This window comes from Halosimplex litoreum, assembly GCF_016065055.1.
Lineage (GTDB): Archaea > Halobacteriota > Halobacteria > Halobacteriales > Haloarculaceae > Halosimplex > Halosimplex litoreum.
In genome coordinates, this window is record NZ_CP065856.1 from 3,221,027 (window position 1) to 3,236,066 (window position 15,040).

Annotated in this window: 21 protein-coding genes; 10 read left to right on the top strand and 11 right to left on the bottom strand. The window is 68.0% G+C overall.

Annotated elements, in window-relative coordinates:
• Window positions 1-5 precede the first annotated feature (5 nt).
• The 5 genes from I7X12_RS15945 to I7X12_RS15965 form a co-directional block, all read right to left on the bottom strand.
• A complete protein-coding gene (locus I7X12_RS15945) occupies window positions 6-506 on the bottom strand; it encodes a DUF7321 family protein (protein WP_198061031.1) in 501 nt (166 codons plus the stop codon).
• Window positions 507-552: 46 nt separating this feature from the next.
• The gene (locus I7X12_RS15950) at window positions 553-999 is read right to left on the bottom strand and encodes a low molecular weight phosphatase family protein (protein WP_232342884.1); all 447 of its coding nucleotides are present in this window, start codon (window positions 997-999) and stop codon (window positions 553-555) included.
• 3 nt (window positions 1,000-1,002) lie between these two features.
• Entirely contained in the window at window positions 1,003-2,166 is a 1,164-nt protein-coding gene (gene arsB / locus I7X12_RS15955) for an ACR3 family arsenite efflux transporter (protein WP_198061032.1), read from the bottom strand.
• Window positions 2,159-2,557 carry an ArsR/SmtB family transcription factor gene (locus I7X12_RS15960; RefSeq protein ID WP_198061033.1) on the bottom strand — a complete coding sequence of 133 codons (399 nt, stop codon included), beginning with the start codon at window positions 2,555-2,557 and terminating at the stop codon, window positions 2,159-2,161. Before I7X12_RS15960 ends, arsB begins: the two co-directional genes overlap by 8 nt.
• A 160-nt stretch (window positions 2,558-2,717) precedes the next feature.
• Window positions 2,718-2,987, bottom strand: a complete 270-nt coding sequence (locus I7X12_RS15965) for a hypothetical protein (protein WP_198061034.1) — start codon at window positions 2,985-2,987, stop codon at window positions 2,718-2,720.
• 195 nt (window positions 2,988-3,182) lie between these two features.
• Between I7X12_RS15965 and I7X12_RS15970 the strand changes: the two genes are divergently transcribed.
• The 8 genes from I7X12_RS15970 (at window position 3,183) to I7X12_RS16005 (ending at window position 8,494) form a co-directional block, all read left to right on the top strand.
• Complete coding sequence (locus I7X12_RS15970) at window positions 3,183-4,088, top strand: DUF7319 domain-containing protein (protein ID WP_198061035.1); 906 nt, start codon at window positions 3,183-3,185, stop codon at window positions 4,086-4,088.
• Window positions 4,089-4,280: 192 nt separating this feature from the next.
• On the top strand, window positions 4,281-4,946 hold the full coding sequence (locus I7X12_RS15975) for a plastocyanin/azurin family copper-binding protein (RefSeq protein ID WP_198061036.1): 666 nt from the start codon (window positions 4,281-4,283) through the stop codon (window positions 4,944-4,946).
• The gene (locus I7X12_RS15980; RefSeq protein WP_198061037.1) at window positions 4,946-5,335 is read left to right on the top strand and encodes a DUF7318 family protein; all 390 of its coding nucleotides are present in this window, start codon (window positions 4,946-4,948) and stop codon (window positions 5,333-5,335) included. Before I7X12_RS15975 ends, I7X12_RS15980 begins: the two co-directional genes overlap by 1 nt.
• Before the next feature lie 2 nt (window positions 5,336-5,337).
• On the top strand, window positions 5,338-6,234 hold the full coding sequence (locus I7X12_RS15985) for a Rieske 2Fe-2S domain-containing protein (protein ID WP_198061038.1): 897 nt from the start codon (window positions 5,338-5,340) through the stop codon (window positions 6,232-6,234).
• A gap of 2 nt (window positions 6,235-6,236) precedes the next feature.
• Window positions 6,237-7,040, top strand: a complete 804-nt coding sequence (locus I7X12_RS15990; RefSeq protein WP_006883677.1) for a cytochrome b — start codon at window positions 6,237-6,239, stop codon at window positions 7,038-7,040.
• 4 nt (window positions 7,041-7,044) lie between these two features.
• Window positions 7,045-7,806 carry a cytochrome b family protein gene (locus I7X12_RS15995; protein WP_198061039.1) on the top strand — a complete coding sequence of 254 codons (762 nt, stop codon included), beginning with the start codon at window positions 7,045-7,047 and terminating at the stop codon, window positions 7,804-7,806.
• Window positions 7,807-7,962: 156 nt separating this feature from the next.
• Entirely contained in the window at window positions 7,963-8,229 is a 267-nt protein-coding gene (locus I7X12_RS16000; protein ID WP_198063898.1) for a DUF7315 family membrane protein, read from the top strand.
• Window positions 8,222-8,494, top strand: a complete 273-nt coding sequence (locus I7X12_RS16005) for a DUF7314 family protein (protein WP_198061040.1) — start codon at window positions 8,222-8,224, stop codon at window positions 8,492-8,494. The genes I7X12_RS16000 and I7X12_RS16005 overlap by 8 nt, the downstream gene beginning before the upstream one ends.
• Window positions 8,495-9,081: 587 nt before the next feature.
• Here the strand turns inward: I7X12_RS16005 and I7X12_RS16010 are convergent.
• Both I7X12_RS16010 and I7X12_RS16015 read right to left on the bottom strand, forming a co-directional pair.
• Window positions 9,082-9,531, bottom strand: a complete 450-nt coding sequence (locus tag I7X12_RS16010) for a DUF7313 family protein (RefSeq protein WP_198061041.1) — start codon at window positions 9,529-9,531, stop codon at window positions 9,082-9,084.
• A 127-nt stretch (window positions 9,532-9,658) separates the two neighbouring features.
• Entirely contained in the window at window positions 9,659-10,402 is a 744-nt protein-coding gene (locus I7X12_RS16015) for an NAD(+)/NADH kinase (protein WP_198061042.1), read from the bottom strand.
• Between the two features lie 153 nt (window positions 10,403-10,555).
• On the opposite strand from I7X12_RS16015, the gene I7X12_RS16020 reads away from it, so the two are divergent.
• The gene (locus I7X12_RS16020) at window positions 10,556-11,323 is read left to right on the top strand and encodes a halocyanin domain-containing protein (protein WP_198061043.1); all 768 of its coding nucleotides are present in this window, start codon (window positions 10,556-10,558) and stop codon (window positions 11,321-11,323) included.
• 127 nt (window positions 11,324-11,450) lie between these two features.
• A complete protein-coding gene (locus I7X12_RS16025) occupies window positions 11,451-12,104 on the top strand; it encodes a plastocyanin/azurin family copper-binding protein (protein WP_198061044.1) in 654 nt (217 codons plus the stop codon).
• A gap of 38 nt (window positions 12,105-12,142) precedes the next feature.
• Here the strand turns inward: I7X12_RS16025 and I7X12_RS16030 are convergent, their stop codons facing one another.
• The 4 genes from I7X12_RS16030 to I7X12_RS16045 form a co-directional block, all read right to left on the bottom strand.
• Window positions 12,143-12,673 carry an SRPBCC family protein gene (locus I7X12_RS16030; RefSeq protein WP_198061045.1) on the bottom strand — a complete coding sequence of 177 codons (531 nt, stop codon included), beginning with the start codon at window positions 12,671-12,673 and terminating at the stop codon, window positions 12,143-12,145.
• Window positions 12,674-12,778: 105 nt separating this feature from the next.
• The gene (locus tag I7X12_RS16035) at window positions 12,779-13,243 is read right to left on the bottom strand and encodes a DUF5518 domain-containing protein (RefSeq protein WP_198061046.1); all 465 of its coding nucleotides are present in this window, start codon (window positions 13,241-13,243) and stop codon (window positions 12,779-12,781) included.
• A 96-nt stretch (window positions 13,244-13,339) separates the two neighbouring features.
• Window positions 13,340-13,762, bottom strand: a complete 423-nt coding sequence (locus tag I7X12_RS16040; protein ID WP_198061047.1) for a universal stress protein — start codon at window positions 13,760-13,762, stop codon at window positions 13,340-13,342.
• 131 nt (window positions 13,763-13,893) lie between these two features.
• Window positions 13,894-14,955, bottom strand: coding sequence for a M48 family metalloprotease (locus I7X12_RS16045; RefSeq protein ID WP_198061048.1), 1,062 nt, complete (start codon window positions 14,953-14,955; stop codon window positions 13,894-13,896).
• Window positions 14,956-15,040: the final 85 nt, after the last annotated feature.

Genomic DNA, 15,040 nt, shown 5'->3' on the forward strand with positions numbered 1-15,040 from the left:
CCGTATCAGAACCCGACGAGTTCGAGGACGTCGTAGCGGAGGACGTAGCGGGCGAGGCCCGCCCCGTAGGCGAGCATCCAGAAGACGACGTAGCCGAAGACGCCGATACGGAGACGGCTGCGCCAGTGGCTCATCCGGTCGCCGCCGATCTCGTCGAGTAGCACGTCCTCGTCGTAGTCGTTGTACAGGTCGTGGCGCCGTTTGGCGCTGAATATCCTGACGATCCCGGTGAACCCGAACGCCAGCAGCGCGTACGCCTGAGCGCCGAGGAACGCGTGAACCATCGCGAAACTGCCGAACTGGTCGAGCAGCCGCGGCGCCATCCAGCCGAGCATCGGCACGGTCGTCAACACCAGCCCCGTCACCACGAACTTCAGGTGGTGCATCAGCACCGACCAGGTGACCGGCTCGGTCTCGATGATATACCAGGCGCCGTAGAGGAAACAGGGGAAACTCGCCGTCACGGCCACCAGTACGACCGTCGCGACCACCCTGTCCGTGACCATAGCCGACACTATCGGCCAGTCGCGCTAAAACGTGCCGAAAGCCGCTTCACTCGCTCGCGTCGACCTCGTCGAACAGCGCCCGGACCCGCTCTTCGATCTCGTCGCGGATCTCGCGCACGCGCTCGGGGTCCTGACCGTCGGGGTCGTCGAGCGCCCAGTCGCGCACGTCGACGTCGGTCTCGGCGTCGCCGAGGTCGAGCGTGGAACAGCCCATGGTGGCGACGTAGTCACAGGAGCGCAGTTCCTCGGTCGTGATCGCCCGCGGCGTCCGGTCGGAGAGGTCGAAGCCGACCTCGGCCATCACGTCGACGACTTCGTCGTGGACGCGCTCGGCGGGGTGGGTGCCGCCGGTCAGGATCTCGACGCGGTCGTCGAGGCCGCGGCGCTCGCGCTCGCGTTCGGCGAACGCGGTGGACATCTGCGAGCGGCCGGCGTTCTGGACACACATGAATGCGATACGGGTCGGGTCGGTGGCGTCTGGTTCGGTGGACATCTGTCAGTCGTTGGCCGCAGGTCGGTTGTCGGTCGGTTCGGGGCTCCCCGCCGCGGACGATCCCCAGTCGAGTCTGCGCTGGAAGTACAGCGCGACGTTGACCAGTGCGAGCAGGACGGGCACTTCGATGAGCGGGCCGACGACGGTCGTGAAGGCCACGCCGGAGCCGACGCCGAAGACGGCGACCGCGACCGCGATGGCCAGCTCGAAGTTGTTGCTCGCGGCGGTGAAGCCGATCGCCGTCGTCGTCGAGTAGTCGGCGCCGACGCCCTTGCCCATCGCGAAGCTGACGAGGAACATCACGACGAAGTAGATCGTAAGCGGGACGGCGATGATAAGCACGTCGGCGGGCGCAGCGACGATGTTCTCACCCTGGGTCGCGAACATCACCACGACGGTGAACAGCAGCGCGACCAGCGTCAGCGGGTCGATCAGCGGGACGAGCCGGTCTTCGTACCACGCCTCGCTCTTCGCTCGGGTGCCGACGTACCGGGTGAGGAAGCCGGCGGCGAAGGGGATCCCGAGGAAGACGACGATCGCCTCGAACACCTGCATCGTGGTCACGTCGAACGCCGAGATGCCGGCGACGAGCGTCTCCATGCCGAGCAGCGGTGGCAGGAACAGAGCGAAAAACCAGACGTACACGCCGTAGGTGACGATCTGGAAGAGGCTGTTGAACGCGACCAGCCCGGTGACGTACTCGGTCGAGCCCTCGGCGAGTTCGTTCCAGACGAGCACCATCGCGATGCAGCGAGCCATCCCGATGAAGACCAGTCCGAGGAAGAACTCCGGGCGCGCGGGCAGGCCCGGGACGACTCCGCCGAAGAAGACGACCGCGAGCCCGAACATCAGCGTCGGACCGATCAGCCAGTTCTGGACGAGGCTCAGGCTCAGTACCCGCCAGTTGCGGAAGACGGTCGGGAGCCGCGAGTAGTCGGCCTTCGCCAGCGGCGGGTACATCATCGCCACGAGTCCGATCTCGACCAGATGCAGGTCCTGGATCGGTCGGGTCACCGAGGGCGCGACGTAGCCCAGCCCCACGCCGACGGCCATCGCGCCGAAGATCCAGACGGTGAGGTACTTGTCGAGGAAGTCCATCGACCGCGGGTCCCCACAGGACTCGCAGTCGCAGTCCGGGCCGTGGTCGTGAGCGCCGGCGTTACTCATCGCCGACGCTCCCTTCGAGGACGGTGACCAGCGCGACCGCGCGGTTGGTCGCGCGGTACTTCTTCCAGCGACCGTCCTTCCGGCCGTCGACGAGCCCCGCGTCGACCAGCGCCGACAGGGCGTGACTGAGCCCGCTCTCGCTCACGTCGACGACCGCGTTCAGTTCGCAGACGCACAGTTCCTCGCCCGCGGCGACGAGCACGCGGACGAGCGTGTAGCGCGTCTCGTTCGCGAGCGCGGAGAGCACGTCGAGTTCCGCCTCGACTCGCTCGCCCTCGAGCGCAGCTTCGAGCGTGCCCAGCTCGTTCAGGCGTCGCTCGACGTCTTCGCTCCGACACTCGCCGAGCTCGTCGTCGAGGAACCGGCGGAGCCGTTCGGTCGCTTGTGCCATCGCCCAATACTTGAATGAATCCTCAATTAATCTTTTCGCTACGCGACCGACACGCGGAGGCGGAGTTCGGCTACTCGACTCGCGCCACCGCTCCGGGTCGCGTCCGAATTCCGGGTTTCGCGGGTACGATATCGGTCGTCGTTCGATGCCGAGTCGGGTTTCAGTCGTCCGTCGACGGCCGAGGGGGACCCGTGAGATCCTCGCGAGCGCGCGTGTCCGTCACGCGTGGGAGGACACTGCCAGGCATTTGCTCGACGTTTTCCGCCTCGTAAGCGGCGTAGGTGCTCGCTCCGGACTGGGTGCTCCGGGTCGAGAAGTGCTCCGCTTCGCAGTGCGCGTCGGCGTATATTTCACACCGTGCGGTCTCGTCCGACGTGTGGGCGTACAGCACGTCCGACACCCTCTCCATGTAGTCGGTGAGTCCAGTCATTACGCTCCACCAAACGGTTGAAGAAGTATTCAAATATGCTCTTCGGAGGCCGGCCCGTACCTGGAAGTACGTCGGGAGACTCGTCTCCGCCCACGCGGGGTCGTCTACGAGACTGTGGACGGTGTTCGGGCGGTCGGAGTCGACGTTCACCGTCGGGTCGGGGCGCTTTTACCCCTCGGGGACCGAGTTCCGGTAATGAGCGACGCCGCCGACGAACGGGTCGACGAGGCCGGAGAGGCCGAGGAGGCGTCGGAGGCCGACGGCGACGACGCCGAATCCATCGAGGCGCTGCGCGAGCAGGTCGAGGCCGAGTACGACTTCGACGACTTCGGCCCGGCGGAGATGGCCTCGATGTCTTCCGAGGAGTGGGAGGCCGTCTTCGACCCCGGATCGTGGATCACCGGCCAGGAGCTGCTCGACCGCGTCGAGGCCGACCTCAAACGGCGGGTCGCGGAGCGCGAGGTGTTCGCCCGGATCGAACGCCGGGACGACCGTCTGGTGGCCTACTCCGACGAGGGGTACGCGACCGTCCGCGCCGACGGCTCCGTCGAGGGCCACGGGACCGTGCTCCGGGACGTGAAGCCGACGGTCGCGCTCGCGTCGATGGAGTCGTACGACGTACCCGAAGCGCCGCCCGAGGACCTGCTCCCCGAGCCCCAGGACGTGCCCGAGGGCAGCGGCGAACTCGGCAACACGATGTTGCAGGTCGTCGCGGGGATCCAGGTGCTCGCGGGCCTCCTGCTGATCGGTGGCTGGCTCGTGATCACCCTGGGGCTGGTCTCCCCGCCCGGCGGCGGAACGGTGCGGTCGCTGAACGTCGTCGCCATGCTACTCGGTGGGTTCGTCTTCCTCGCGATCGGGCTGTTGCTGTTCGGCGTCGTCGCCAACGCCCGACTGTCGGACAAGTTCCGCGCCGAGGAGTACCGCAACCGCCTCCGCGCGGTCGAGCTCGAACCCGGGGAGCGACCGGACTTTCTCCCCGACGAGGAGTCCGCGGCGGACGCGACGGGCATTCCCGGCGAGGACTCGGAGGGGTTACCGCCGGAGGACCCCGACGAACGCTCACCAGAAATCGACGACGACGAGTGCGACGACGCCTGAGGGGGGCGGCGCTCGACCGCACCGAAGGTCTCGGCGGCTGCGTGCCGACGGAACCGGCTCCTCGGGACGGGCCGGGTCGAGCCGACCGCGGGCCGAATTGCCGCGGTCGTGGCGCGGGCGACAGGGTGCTAATCGTGCGCTTGCGTGCGTATTCGGTGGGTTTATACAAATTCGGTCCCGACCATCGTTTGTATGAACAGACGGGACTTTCTGCGGACCGCCGGTGGCGCCGCGGGCGGTGCGTCCGCCGTCGCCGCGGGGGCCGGAACGGCCGCTGCCGCACAGGAAGGCGGGGGCGGTGGCGGAGGCGTCCAGCCCGTGTGGCCGTCGTACGTCAGCGACGCGAACGGCCCCGGCTACGAGGATCTGCGTGGCAACTCGGAGGTGACGATCGAGGTCGGCGTCGGTTCGGGCGGCTTCGGGTACGGTCCGACGACCACCTGGATCGACCCCGGCACGACGGTCATCTTCGAGTTCGTCGAACCGAGCCACAACGTCAAGCCCAACAGCCAGCCCGACGGGGGCGGCCTCGCCGGCACGGAAGGCGGCGAGTTCGCGACGATTCCCGCCGGCGAGACCTACGAGGTCACGCTGGAGACCAACGGGATGTACACGTACTACTGCGGGCCCCACGAGGGACAGGGCATGAAAGGCGCAATCGCCGTCGGCGGCGACGTCGAGACCGAAGAGGTCGGCGGCGGGGGACAGACGCCGCTCAACCCCGAACACATGGGCGTGCCGTTCCACCCCCACTACGTCGGCGTCTCGACCATCGTCATGATGGTCGTGTCGCTTTTGTTCACCTTCTTCCTGCTGAAGTACGGTGAATCGCCCAACGCCAAGGGAGGGAACAACTGATGTCCTCCTCCGGATCCACGTACGGTGACATCCACCGGTACGAACCGGCCCGCGAGAGCACGGCGGCGGCAGTCGCGCTCGTTCTGCTGACGATCGTCGAGGTCGTCTTCGTCGGGCTGTTCACGTTCGGGCTCGTGAACGGGTGGGGCTACAGCCCGCTCGGGAACATGTATCTGGGCGGTATCCTCGCCATCATCTTCGTCGACCTGGCGTTTATCCTGATGGTCTACCGCAAGGAGTTCCTGCCCGACGTGATGATCGTCAAGAAACGGCGCCGCAAGTGGGAGGACCTGTACATCCGCGAGGAGGACGTCGACGGGACGTCGTTCGCGGATGGCGACCCGCTGGAGAGCGTGAAACGAGCTGTCTACCCCTACTACAAACGATAACAATGCCACTGGACGAAGACAAGTATCCGGGCGAGACGGGCAGACGCCGCTTCGTGAAGGGCGTCGTCGGGAGCGCCGCGCTGGCGAGCGTGGGCACCGGCGGCGCGGCCGCCGTGAACACGGTCACGTCGGCGGCGGGCGGCGGCGGTGGCCCGACACAGTACATGGCCATCGAGAACACGGACGGCCCCGCACCGCGCGGGATGCCGATCGTCCCGGTCGAAGTGAACGACTCGGGTGAGCTCAACGGAATCTTCCCCGAAGCCAGCACCGAGACGGTCCAAGGGGTCCAGCGGACCATCGCGGAGATGGACATGGGTGGGACGACCTACTCGTCGCAGTGGTTCCAGTACTGCGGGCTCGAGAGCTACCAAGGCGTCAGGCCCGACGCGGACGCGGACAACCTCCTCCGCGCGTCGGCCAGCCCGCCGCCGGCGTACGAGTGGCAGCAGGACGTCGAAGGTAACACCCCGCTGACCGTCGACATGTTCGACGACTACGAGGAGTGGGGCAACAGCATCGGAGAAGCCGGTCTCGGCAAGCCCGCGAGCGCGACCTGGCGCTCGCAGGGCGAGAACGCGAAGACGATTCCGGTCCAGGTGTTGCGGACACCGGAGGTTTCGAAGATGGTCAACGGGGAGCAGGGCGTCTTCGGAAACGACTACAGCACGATCCCCCAGAACGTACGGAACTTCCTGGACGCGGCGACCGACCAGGACTTCATGGCCTGGATCAACAAGTGTACGCACTTCTGCTGCGTGCCTGGCTACAAGCAACTGGCGGGGAGCGCGAACTTCGGCGGGGCGAACGCGGTGTACTGCCAGTGTCACCAGTCGGTGTACGACCCGTTCAGCCCGACGCAAGTCCAGTTCGTCGCGCGCCCGCGGCCGGATAACTAACAATGAGTCTCGAACGCAAAGACGAACACGACCACGACGGCTGGATGGAGAGCCGTGACCTCACGGCTATCGAAGAGATCTACCTCACGGTGTTGCTGTGGCTCGACCGACGGCTGCGTATCGTCGACTATCTGGAGATCCTCGAGAACATGTACTACAAGGTTAACTTCCAGATGCCCAAGAGCCACACCGAACAGTACAACCTGGACAACAAGTTCTGGTACTGGTACCCCCTCTACGCGTTAGGGTCGTTCTCGACGATCGCGTACGTCGTCGCGGCGATATCGGGTGCGCTGCTGGGGTTCTACTACGCGCCGGGTGCCGGGGCCTCCAACGGGACGCCCGCGCTCGCGTACAACTCCATCACCTTCATCATGACCGAGCTGAACTTCGGTTTCTTCCTCCGGTCGCTACACCGGTGGTCGGCGCAGGTGATGGTCGCGGCCGTGTTCCTACACATGCTGCGGGTGTACTTCACGGGCGCGTACAAGGAGCCGCGCGAACTCAACTGGATCATCGGCATCGTGCTCATCTCGCTGACGATGGTCTTCGGGTACACGGGCTACCTGCTCCCGTGGGACCAGCTGGCCTTCTGGGCCGGCCAGATCGGCGTCGAGATGAGCCTCTCTATCCCGCTGATCGGCGAGTGGGTGGCCCAGCTGCTGTTCGGCGGGTTCACCCTGAGTCAGTCGACGGTCCAGCGGATGTACATCCTGCACGTGTTCGTGCTCCCGTTCGTCACGACCGGGATCATCGCCGTGCACATCGGCATCGTCTGGATGCAGGGCATCGCGGAACCCCACTGATACAATGAGCGACAACGACAACAGCGAGGAAGTTCGCACCGACGGCACGGGTATCGTCCCGCCGGACGACGAGACCCCGACCTGGAGCGAGCGCAAGACGCGCAAACAGGGGCTCGCCCGGCTGACCTACGAGTACTTCGAGCGGTCCCGTCGAGAGGACCAGGACCTGCGACAGCAGTCGAGCTACGTCGAGCGCGACGTGCTCGCGTTCCCGACGTGGCCCCACGAGATGATCCGCAACCTCGCGCTGACGAGTTTCTTCGTCGGCATGATCATCTTCCTCTCTGCGGCGCTGCCGCCCCACATCGGCCCGCCGGCCGACTCCTCGTCGACGCCGGCGATCATCCTGCCCGACTGGTATCTCTACTGGTCGTTCGGCCTGCTGAAACTCGGCCCGCTCAACCCCGATATCAGTCTGCTCGGCGGCCAGAAGCTCATGGCCGACCGTACCTACGGCGTCCTCGCCAACCTGGTCGTCGTCGGCTTCGTCGCCATCGTGCCCTTCCTCAACAAGGGGAGCGCCCGCCGGCCCGTCGAGCAGCCGTTCTGGTCGGCCGTCGGCGTCAGCGGCGTCGTCTTCGCGTTCACGGTCGCGGCGCTGTCGGTCAAGAACCTCATCCCGATGGACTCCCATCTCATCTTCGACCTGACGTTCCTCCTGCCGGTCCTGGCGGCGTTCCTCAGTTACGCCGTCCTCCGGACGATGCGGGAGGGGTACATGTTCAACCTCAACCGCCGGTACTACCGCCTGCGGCCACCGAAGTAGATGGCTCCCGACCCGTCCCGCTCCGGCGACCCGTCCGACGCGACCGCCGACGGGACGGACGACGTCGATTCTCCCGTCTCCGGCCCCACCAGTGGCGAGTCGACCGACGAGCGGTCTGCCGGCCGCGACGAATCGGCGGGCGCGCGCGCTCGCGAGGTGGTCGTCCCCGACGCCGTCTACAAGCGCGTGACGGTGTTCTCGACGCTGTTCGCCGTCGCGGCGGTCGTCGGCGGGTTCCTGTTGCTCGACGTGGCGACCGACAGGGCGACGGCGGAGCTGTCGGAGGTCCAGCCGCTGGTCGCGCTGGCTGGGTTGGGCCTGATCGCTATCGGTGCGGTCACCTACGCGTTTTCGACGCGGTTCCGCGCCGACGGAATGGGAAACGCTAAAGACGAAACCGACGAATTATCCGACAATGGCTGACGAATTCGCGAAAGGGATGGCGGTCCTCTCGGCTGCGGGGCTGGCGTGGCTGACCCTCGCCGGTTGGTACCGCACGCCCAGCTTCGAGGGGAGCGGTGTCCAGCTGGTCGCCCCGGTCGAGGGCGTCAACACCGTCTACGGCGAGCTCGGCGTCGCGATCATGGACGTGATGGCGTGGTTCGCGGTCTTCGGCGCGCTGACGTTCTGGGTGATCATCCCCGCCGTCGAAGAGCTCCGAAGCGCGTACGCCGAGCGCTCGAACTGACCGCGAGTCTCCTCCTCGGTTCGTCCACCACCGCGTAGCGACCGCGTCGTTCGCGTCTCCTCGAACTACCGGCTTCTTTCCTCTGTTCGGCTCTCACTTCGACACGTCCACTCTGGCGTGCGAGTTGAGGGTTGGTTTCTGGTCGGTGTGGAAGGAAGTCCGCCGATAGCGACCGCACTCATCGGGGACAGCAAGCGATGAAAGCCCTCGACGCGCTCGCGGTCGCTGAGGCGGGATATTCTCCGTCGCTTCGCTCCCTCGAATAGTGCCCGCTCAGGCGACCACGCAAGCGCGAGCAGGGCGGTCGGCTCCGCCGACCGCCGCAAGCCGTGGCGGCTTCGCCGCCACGCGCGCCTCGCCCTTTCAGTCCTCCAAGGAACCGCACAGCACCGCACAGCGCCACACACCTCCCCAGTCGACTCACTCGGTCGCTCCGCTCGCTCGTTCGTCCCTCGCACGGCTTGGACTCGCGACCCTCGCAGTGCTCGGGCACGCTCGCCAGCGCGCGCCACCGCAATCGCTCAATCTATCGCCTGTACTGACCGATTTCGGAAGACGATTTCGAGGGAAAGTAGGAAAGAGCGGCCTTACAGGAACTGGCCGAGCGGGCCGTAGAAGAACGTGACGTAGGCCACGTACATCAGTGCGACGAGGGAGACGCCGATAGCGGCCTTGGGGGGTTCGACGTCGATCTCCCGGCGGACCTCGACCTTGCGTGACTCGAACTCGAAGAGATCCGTCATGAGCACGAAGATGGCGATGACGGCGGTGACCATGCCGGCGTGCTGGTGGACGGTGAGGAAGTAGAACGACCCGAGCACGAGCGCGACGTTGGTGAAGACGTGGAAGGGGTGTCGCGAGAGTTCGTCGGCGTCGCCGCTCTCGGCCTGCGAGAGGTGGCGTCGATGGGCCAGCGCGCGCGCCGCGATGTTCAGGACCACGAGACCGAGGAGCACCGCCTCGATGACGAGCACTTCCTCGGTGATGTGGCTGTCGAGGACCGCGTCGACCGGTCCGAACAGCTCGTATGCAACCATACCCGATGGATCGGTCCGTCGCCCATTAGAGCTTTTCCAATCCAGTGCGGTCTCGCCCGCGTTTCCGCGGTCGAACCGGACGGCCCGAGTGGTGCCGTCACCTGTCCGACCCGAACTTCGGCGTCGGTCAGGCCGGGGGGAACGGTGACCGACTGGCCGCGACCACGGCCAGGGGTACCGAGCCGGCAGGAGTCACGTACACGGGGTCGTGGGGCTCGACCGGGCCGACGACTCTGTCGTCGGCCAGCAGGTGGACGGTGGTCTCGTCGCGTTCGACGGAGACACCGAGGCCCTCCGGTGGGAGGACCCAGTGGTCGATGTCCGTCTCGAAGGGGGCGACCGGAACGACGGCGACGGCGTCGGTATCGGTGGTGAGGATCGGCCCGCCGGCGGCGCTCGCGTAGCCCGAAGAGCCCGCGGGCGTGGCGACGACGACGCCGTCGGCACGAAACTGCGCGACTCGCTCGTCACCGCGCTCGACGGTGTACTCCGAGATCTGTGCGGGTTCGGCGCTGACCAGCATCAGGTCGAACAGGACCGTGGCGCGGGTCCGACCGGCGACGTTCACGCCGACGAGCGGGTGATCCACCTGTTCGTAGTCACCGGCTACGAAGTCCGCGACCCCGGTGGGGACTTCCTCGCGGGGCAGCGAGCGGACGCCGGGACCGGCGCAGACGGGGAGGACGGGGTCGTCGGTGCCGGTGCGCGCGACCGCGAGCAGCGCGGATTCGCCGACGGCGACGACGGCATCGCTTCCCTCGACCACGCGTTTCGCCGTCCCCGCCGTCGCCCGGGCGCCGGCGGACTCGACGGCGGCGACCACCGCGTCGGCCTCGGCGCCTACGACGCCGACCACCGGACTGTCGCTCATCACCGGAGCGTGGCGGTGACTCGGCAAAAAGGCACCGCACCGCGGGCGCGCGAGGGTCGACCACGTCTCGGTCCGGCGACATCGTCACGCGTCCGCGGACGTGGTTGGCGTTGCAAGCCACGGGTTCAGGCGAGTCGGAACCGTACCCGGGGTATGACTCGAGAGACGACGCGACGGAGGTTCGTGACCGGTGCCGTCGGCGCCGGGGCGGCCGGAGTTGCGACCGCCCCAGCGGCCGCACAGGAGACCGAGACCGACGGCGGCGGCACGCCGACCGGTGGGGGCACGGCCACGGGCGATGGGACCGCGGCCGGGGGCGGGACGGCCGGAGGCGGAACCGCGGCGGGCGACGGGACGGCCGGAGGCGGAACCGCCGGTGGCGGCGGGGGCGGTCAGCCCGACTTCGGCACCTTCTTCGAAGACGTGGACAACTACGACGGCTCGGTAGCGGACCTCCGTGGTGAGGGCGAACCGGCGGTCCAGGTCGGCACAGAGGCTAACGGCGGTGCCTTCGGCTTCGGTCCGCCGGCGGTCCACGTCGAGAACGGCGCGACGGTCACCTGGACCTGGACCGGAGCGGGCTGCCCGCACAACGTCGTCGCGGACGAGGGGGCGTTCGACTCGGGCGAGGCGGGCTGCGAGGAGGTCTCCCCGTTCGAGTTCACCTTCGAGGAAGACGGTATCTACCGGTATCACTGCGCACCCCACCTCCAGCTCGGGATGAAGGGGGCCGTCGTCGTCGGGACCGACTACCCGATGGCCGACACCGGGGGTGGCGGCGGCGGTCCCGGCATCCCGACGGTCCCCGACACGGCGCTCACCCTGGGTGTCGCGGCCGGGTTCGCGATGGCGGCGACGCTCGGACTGACGTACCTCTTCATCAAGTACGGCGGCGACTTCGGCGAGTTCGACGAGGCCTGAGCGGCGATTCGGCCGGGTAGCGGGACCGAGCGCCCGGTCGCGAGGTCCGGGCCGGGGTGGCCGGACGCCGCCGTCGGTTCGGCATCGTTCCGGTGGATTCACTACGGGCGGGTCCATACGCCCAGACATGAGCGACCAGAGCGCGGACGTGTCACGGCGGGCGTTCCTGCGCGCCGGTGCAGGCGCCACAGCAGTCGCGGCCGGTGCGGGCACCGCGGCCGCCCAGGAAGAGGGCGGCGGGGGCGGCAACGTCAAGCCGGTGTTCCCCTCCTACGTCAGCGACGCCAACGGCCCGGGCTATCAGGACATGCGCGGCAGCTCCGAAGTGACCGTCGAGGTCGGCGCGGGCTCCGGCGGATTCGCGTTCGCCCCCACGAACATCTGGGTCGACTCGGGGACGACCGTCGTCTTCGAGTTCGTCGCACCGAGTCACAACGTCAAGCCGACCGAACAGCCGGACGGCGGCGGGCTCGCCGGCACGGAGGGCGGTCAGTTCGCGACGATCCCCGAGGGAGAGACCTACGAGGTGACGCTGGAGACCGGCGGGATGTACACCTACAACTGTGCGCCGCACGAGGGTCAGGGCATGAAAGGCGCCATCGCCGTCGGCGGCGACGTCGAGACCGAGGAGATCAGCACGCCCAGCGCCCCTTCGCGCCCGCAGGTCCCCGGCGCGGCGAAGTCCCTCGGCATCGCGACCGGCTTCGGGATGGCGGCGACGCTGGGACTGGGGTACTTCTTCATCAAGTACGGCGGCGACTACGGCGAGTACGACGAGTAGGCGGTCGCAGCTTCGATTCGCTTCTCCGCGGTCGCCGTTCAGATGGCGTCCGGCCGAGTGTGAACCGTCAGGTCGACCTCCCGGGACTGGCCCTCGATGTCGGCGACGATCCGCTCGACGACGCGTTCGGCCTCGTTCTGGATCAACGGTTTGACCTTCTCGACGACCCACGACAGCGAGACGAACCGCGGCAGGTCGATGCTGCCGGCGTTGACCGACCCAGGGTCGTACTCGATGCGCAGCGAGACGTGCGAGGCCGCCTCGACGCCCTCGGGCGCCTCCTCGGTGGCGTCCTCGACGCGCCAGTGGCCGTCGGCGTCGATGTTCTTGACGACCCGCCAGTCGAGGCGGTTCGGTGGGTCGGCGTCGACCACTTTCGTGTGAGCGGTGTAGGTGAGTTTCCACCAGGAAAACCGGAGCGCGTAGCGCGTGCCGGGCGAGCCGTCGCCGTCGCGACGGACCTCCTCCAGGTACTCGGAGTAGTCGGCGTACCGCGGAAAGTCGACGATGAAGTCGTACGCCTCCGCGGGCGGCACGTGGATGACCGTGCTGACCTCGACTTCGTCCACACCCGCTCTGGGGGCCGCTGTTACTAATAGCCTCGCCGACGGGGTCGTCCCCGGTCGACGACACTACCGCTCGGACGATCGGGCGGAACGACGGGCCGCGGTCACTCAGGGGGCCGTCTCGGGGTCGGCCTCAACGGTCGGGTCGGCGGCGGGACCGTGGTCGTCGTAGTCGTCCCCGTCGGTGCGCTCGCGGAGGTAGACGCCGACGTAGCCGCCGACGGCGCCGGTCCCGGCGACGACGACTGCGGTGAGGACGAGGGCGAACAGCATGACCGTGGCGAAGACGGCGAAACCCAGCGCTTCACCGCCAGCGATGGCACCGAGGCCGATACCGCCGAACACCAGCCCCAGCACCCCGAACACTGGGATCGCGGCGATCAGTCCGGAGACGGCACCGACCTTCGCGCCTCCCGCGCGGGTCCCCTGCTGGAGATAGCCCGCGACGCCGCCGCCCAGCACCGTCGCGAAGGGGATCCACGACAACACCACCATCACGACCGCGCCGAGCAGCGCGTTTACCCAGAAGTCACCCTCGCGACGCTCGACGAACGAGTCGGAGTTCGTAGCCATGAGGGGCCGTACGCTCGCTCAGACGATAAAGTTGCACGTCCAATATCCGGTTTACAACGCTCGAAACGGCTGGAAATTTGTGTTTCGGCTCGATGGTTACCGGGAGACCGTCACCGGAACAGACGCCTTGTCGATGACGGTCTTCGCGACGCTGCCGACACGGCGCCGACGCTCGGACACCCCGCGGTGACCGACGAAGATCGCGTCGACGCCGGCGTTCTCGGCGTAGGTCGTGATCGCCTCCGCCGGTCGGCCGGTCAGCAGTTGCGTGTCGATCGCGATATCGCCGTGTTCGGTGGCTCTTTCGGCCGTCTCGGCCGCCGTGTCGAGGATCTCTTCGGCGTGGTCGACCGCGCTGTCCTCGCCCGGGAGAACGATGTCGCCGTCGACCAGTTTCGTCTCGGGGGTCAACACGTGGACGATCTCGAGACTCGCGTCCCAGGCGCTCGCCTCGCGGGCGGCGTGTTCGACCGCTCCGTCGCTCACTGTCGACCCGTCGGTCGCGACCAGATAGCGCATACTCGACTATTCGGGGGCGAGGATATAATCGCTCCCGGCCGTTCCCCGTCGCCGAGAACGGGCGTCGGAACCGCGATCGCGGGCCCGAACGTCGTTGCGAGCCCGACAGACCCGTGTTGCGACCGGCACTCTCACTGGCGGTCGATCAGGTCGCGGAGCCGCGCGACTCGCTCGTCGGTGGGCGGGTGTGAGCGGGTCTCGACGTGGAACTCGTCTGGGTCGGGCGCCTCGGTACCGAAGCCCGCGGGGAGCAGACAGAGGCCGCGTACCTCGTCGTAGGCGAGCCGTTTGTCCGTGGTCGGAGCTTCGGCCGTCTCGTCGTCGAGCGTCGCGAGCGCGTCGGCGAGCGCGGCGGGGTCGCCGCTGAGCCGCCCGGCGGCCCGGTCGGCGGCGAACTCGCGGTACCGGGACAGCCGACGGGCGGCGACGGTCGCCGCGACTGCGAAGGCCCCCAGGGCGACGCCGCCGAGGACGACCGCGGCGACGACGCCGCCGGCGAACCCGAGCGCGTACCCGAGATCGAACGGGCTCGTGCCGGTCGCGACGGCGCCGACGGCGTAGAGGGCGGCGAGCGCGGCGGCCCAGACGACGCGGCTCCGCGCCCACGGGCCGAAGTGGTCGAGGAACGAGTAGCGGTCGCCGGTCAGGGCGGGGAGGAAGGAGGCCAGCGTCATGACGGTGGCGTCGCGGTGCTGGAGGTGCGCGAGCTCGTGCGCGAGGACGGCGTCCAGGTGGTCGGCGTCGAGCGTCGCCAACAGCCCGGTGCTGACGACGACCGTGGGGGAGCCGGCGCCGTCGAGCGCGAAGCTGTTGGGCGTCTCGCTGTCGACGACGTAGCAATCGGGCGTGGGGACGGCGGTCTGGGTGGCCAGGCGCGTCAGACGGCGGTCGAGTCCCGGGTAGGTCTCGGGGTGGGCCGGCTCGGCGTCGACCGCTGCGAGCGTCTCCCGGCGGACGTATCGCAGCTGCGCCCAGACGCTGAGGGCGACGAGCGCGGCGGCCAGCGGGAGCCACCACAGCGCGGCGACCGACCCGGAGACGCCCGCAGCGCTCGCGGCTCCGCGAACGGCGGTGCCGAGCCACGGCGCGGCCAGCGTGACGACGACGCCGACGAACAGCGCGTTCGCGACGACGACGACGGCCAGCGCCGCCGCCATCCGAACTACCAGGCCGCGGTCGTTCCGGAGGGACACGCCCGCTCGTACTACCCGCCGGGTGAAAAGTTGTGTGGTAATTGAACTGTGTCTCGGGCGGAAAGGTTTTACCGCGAAGCGTCTA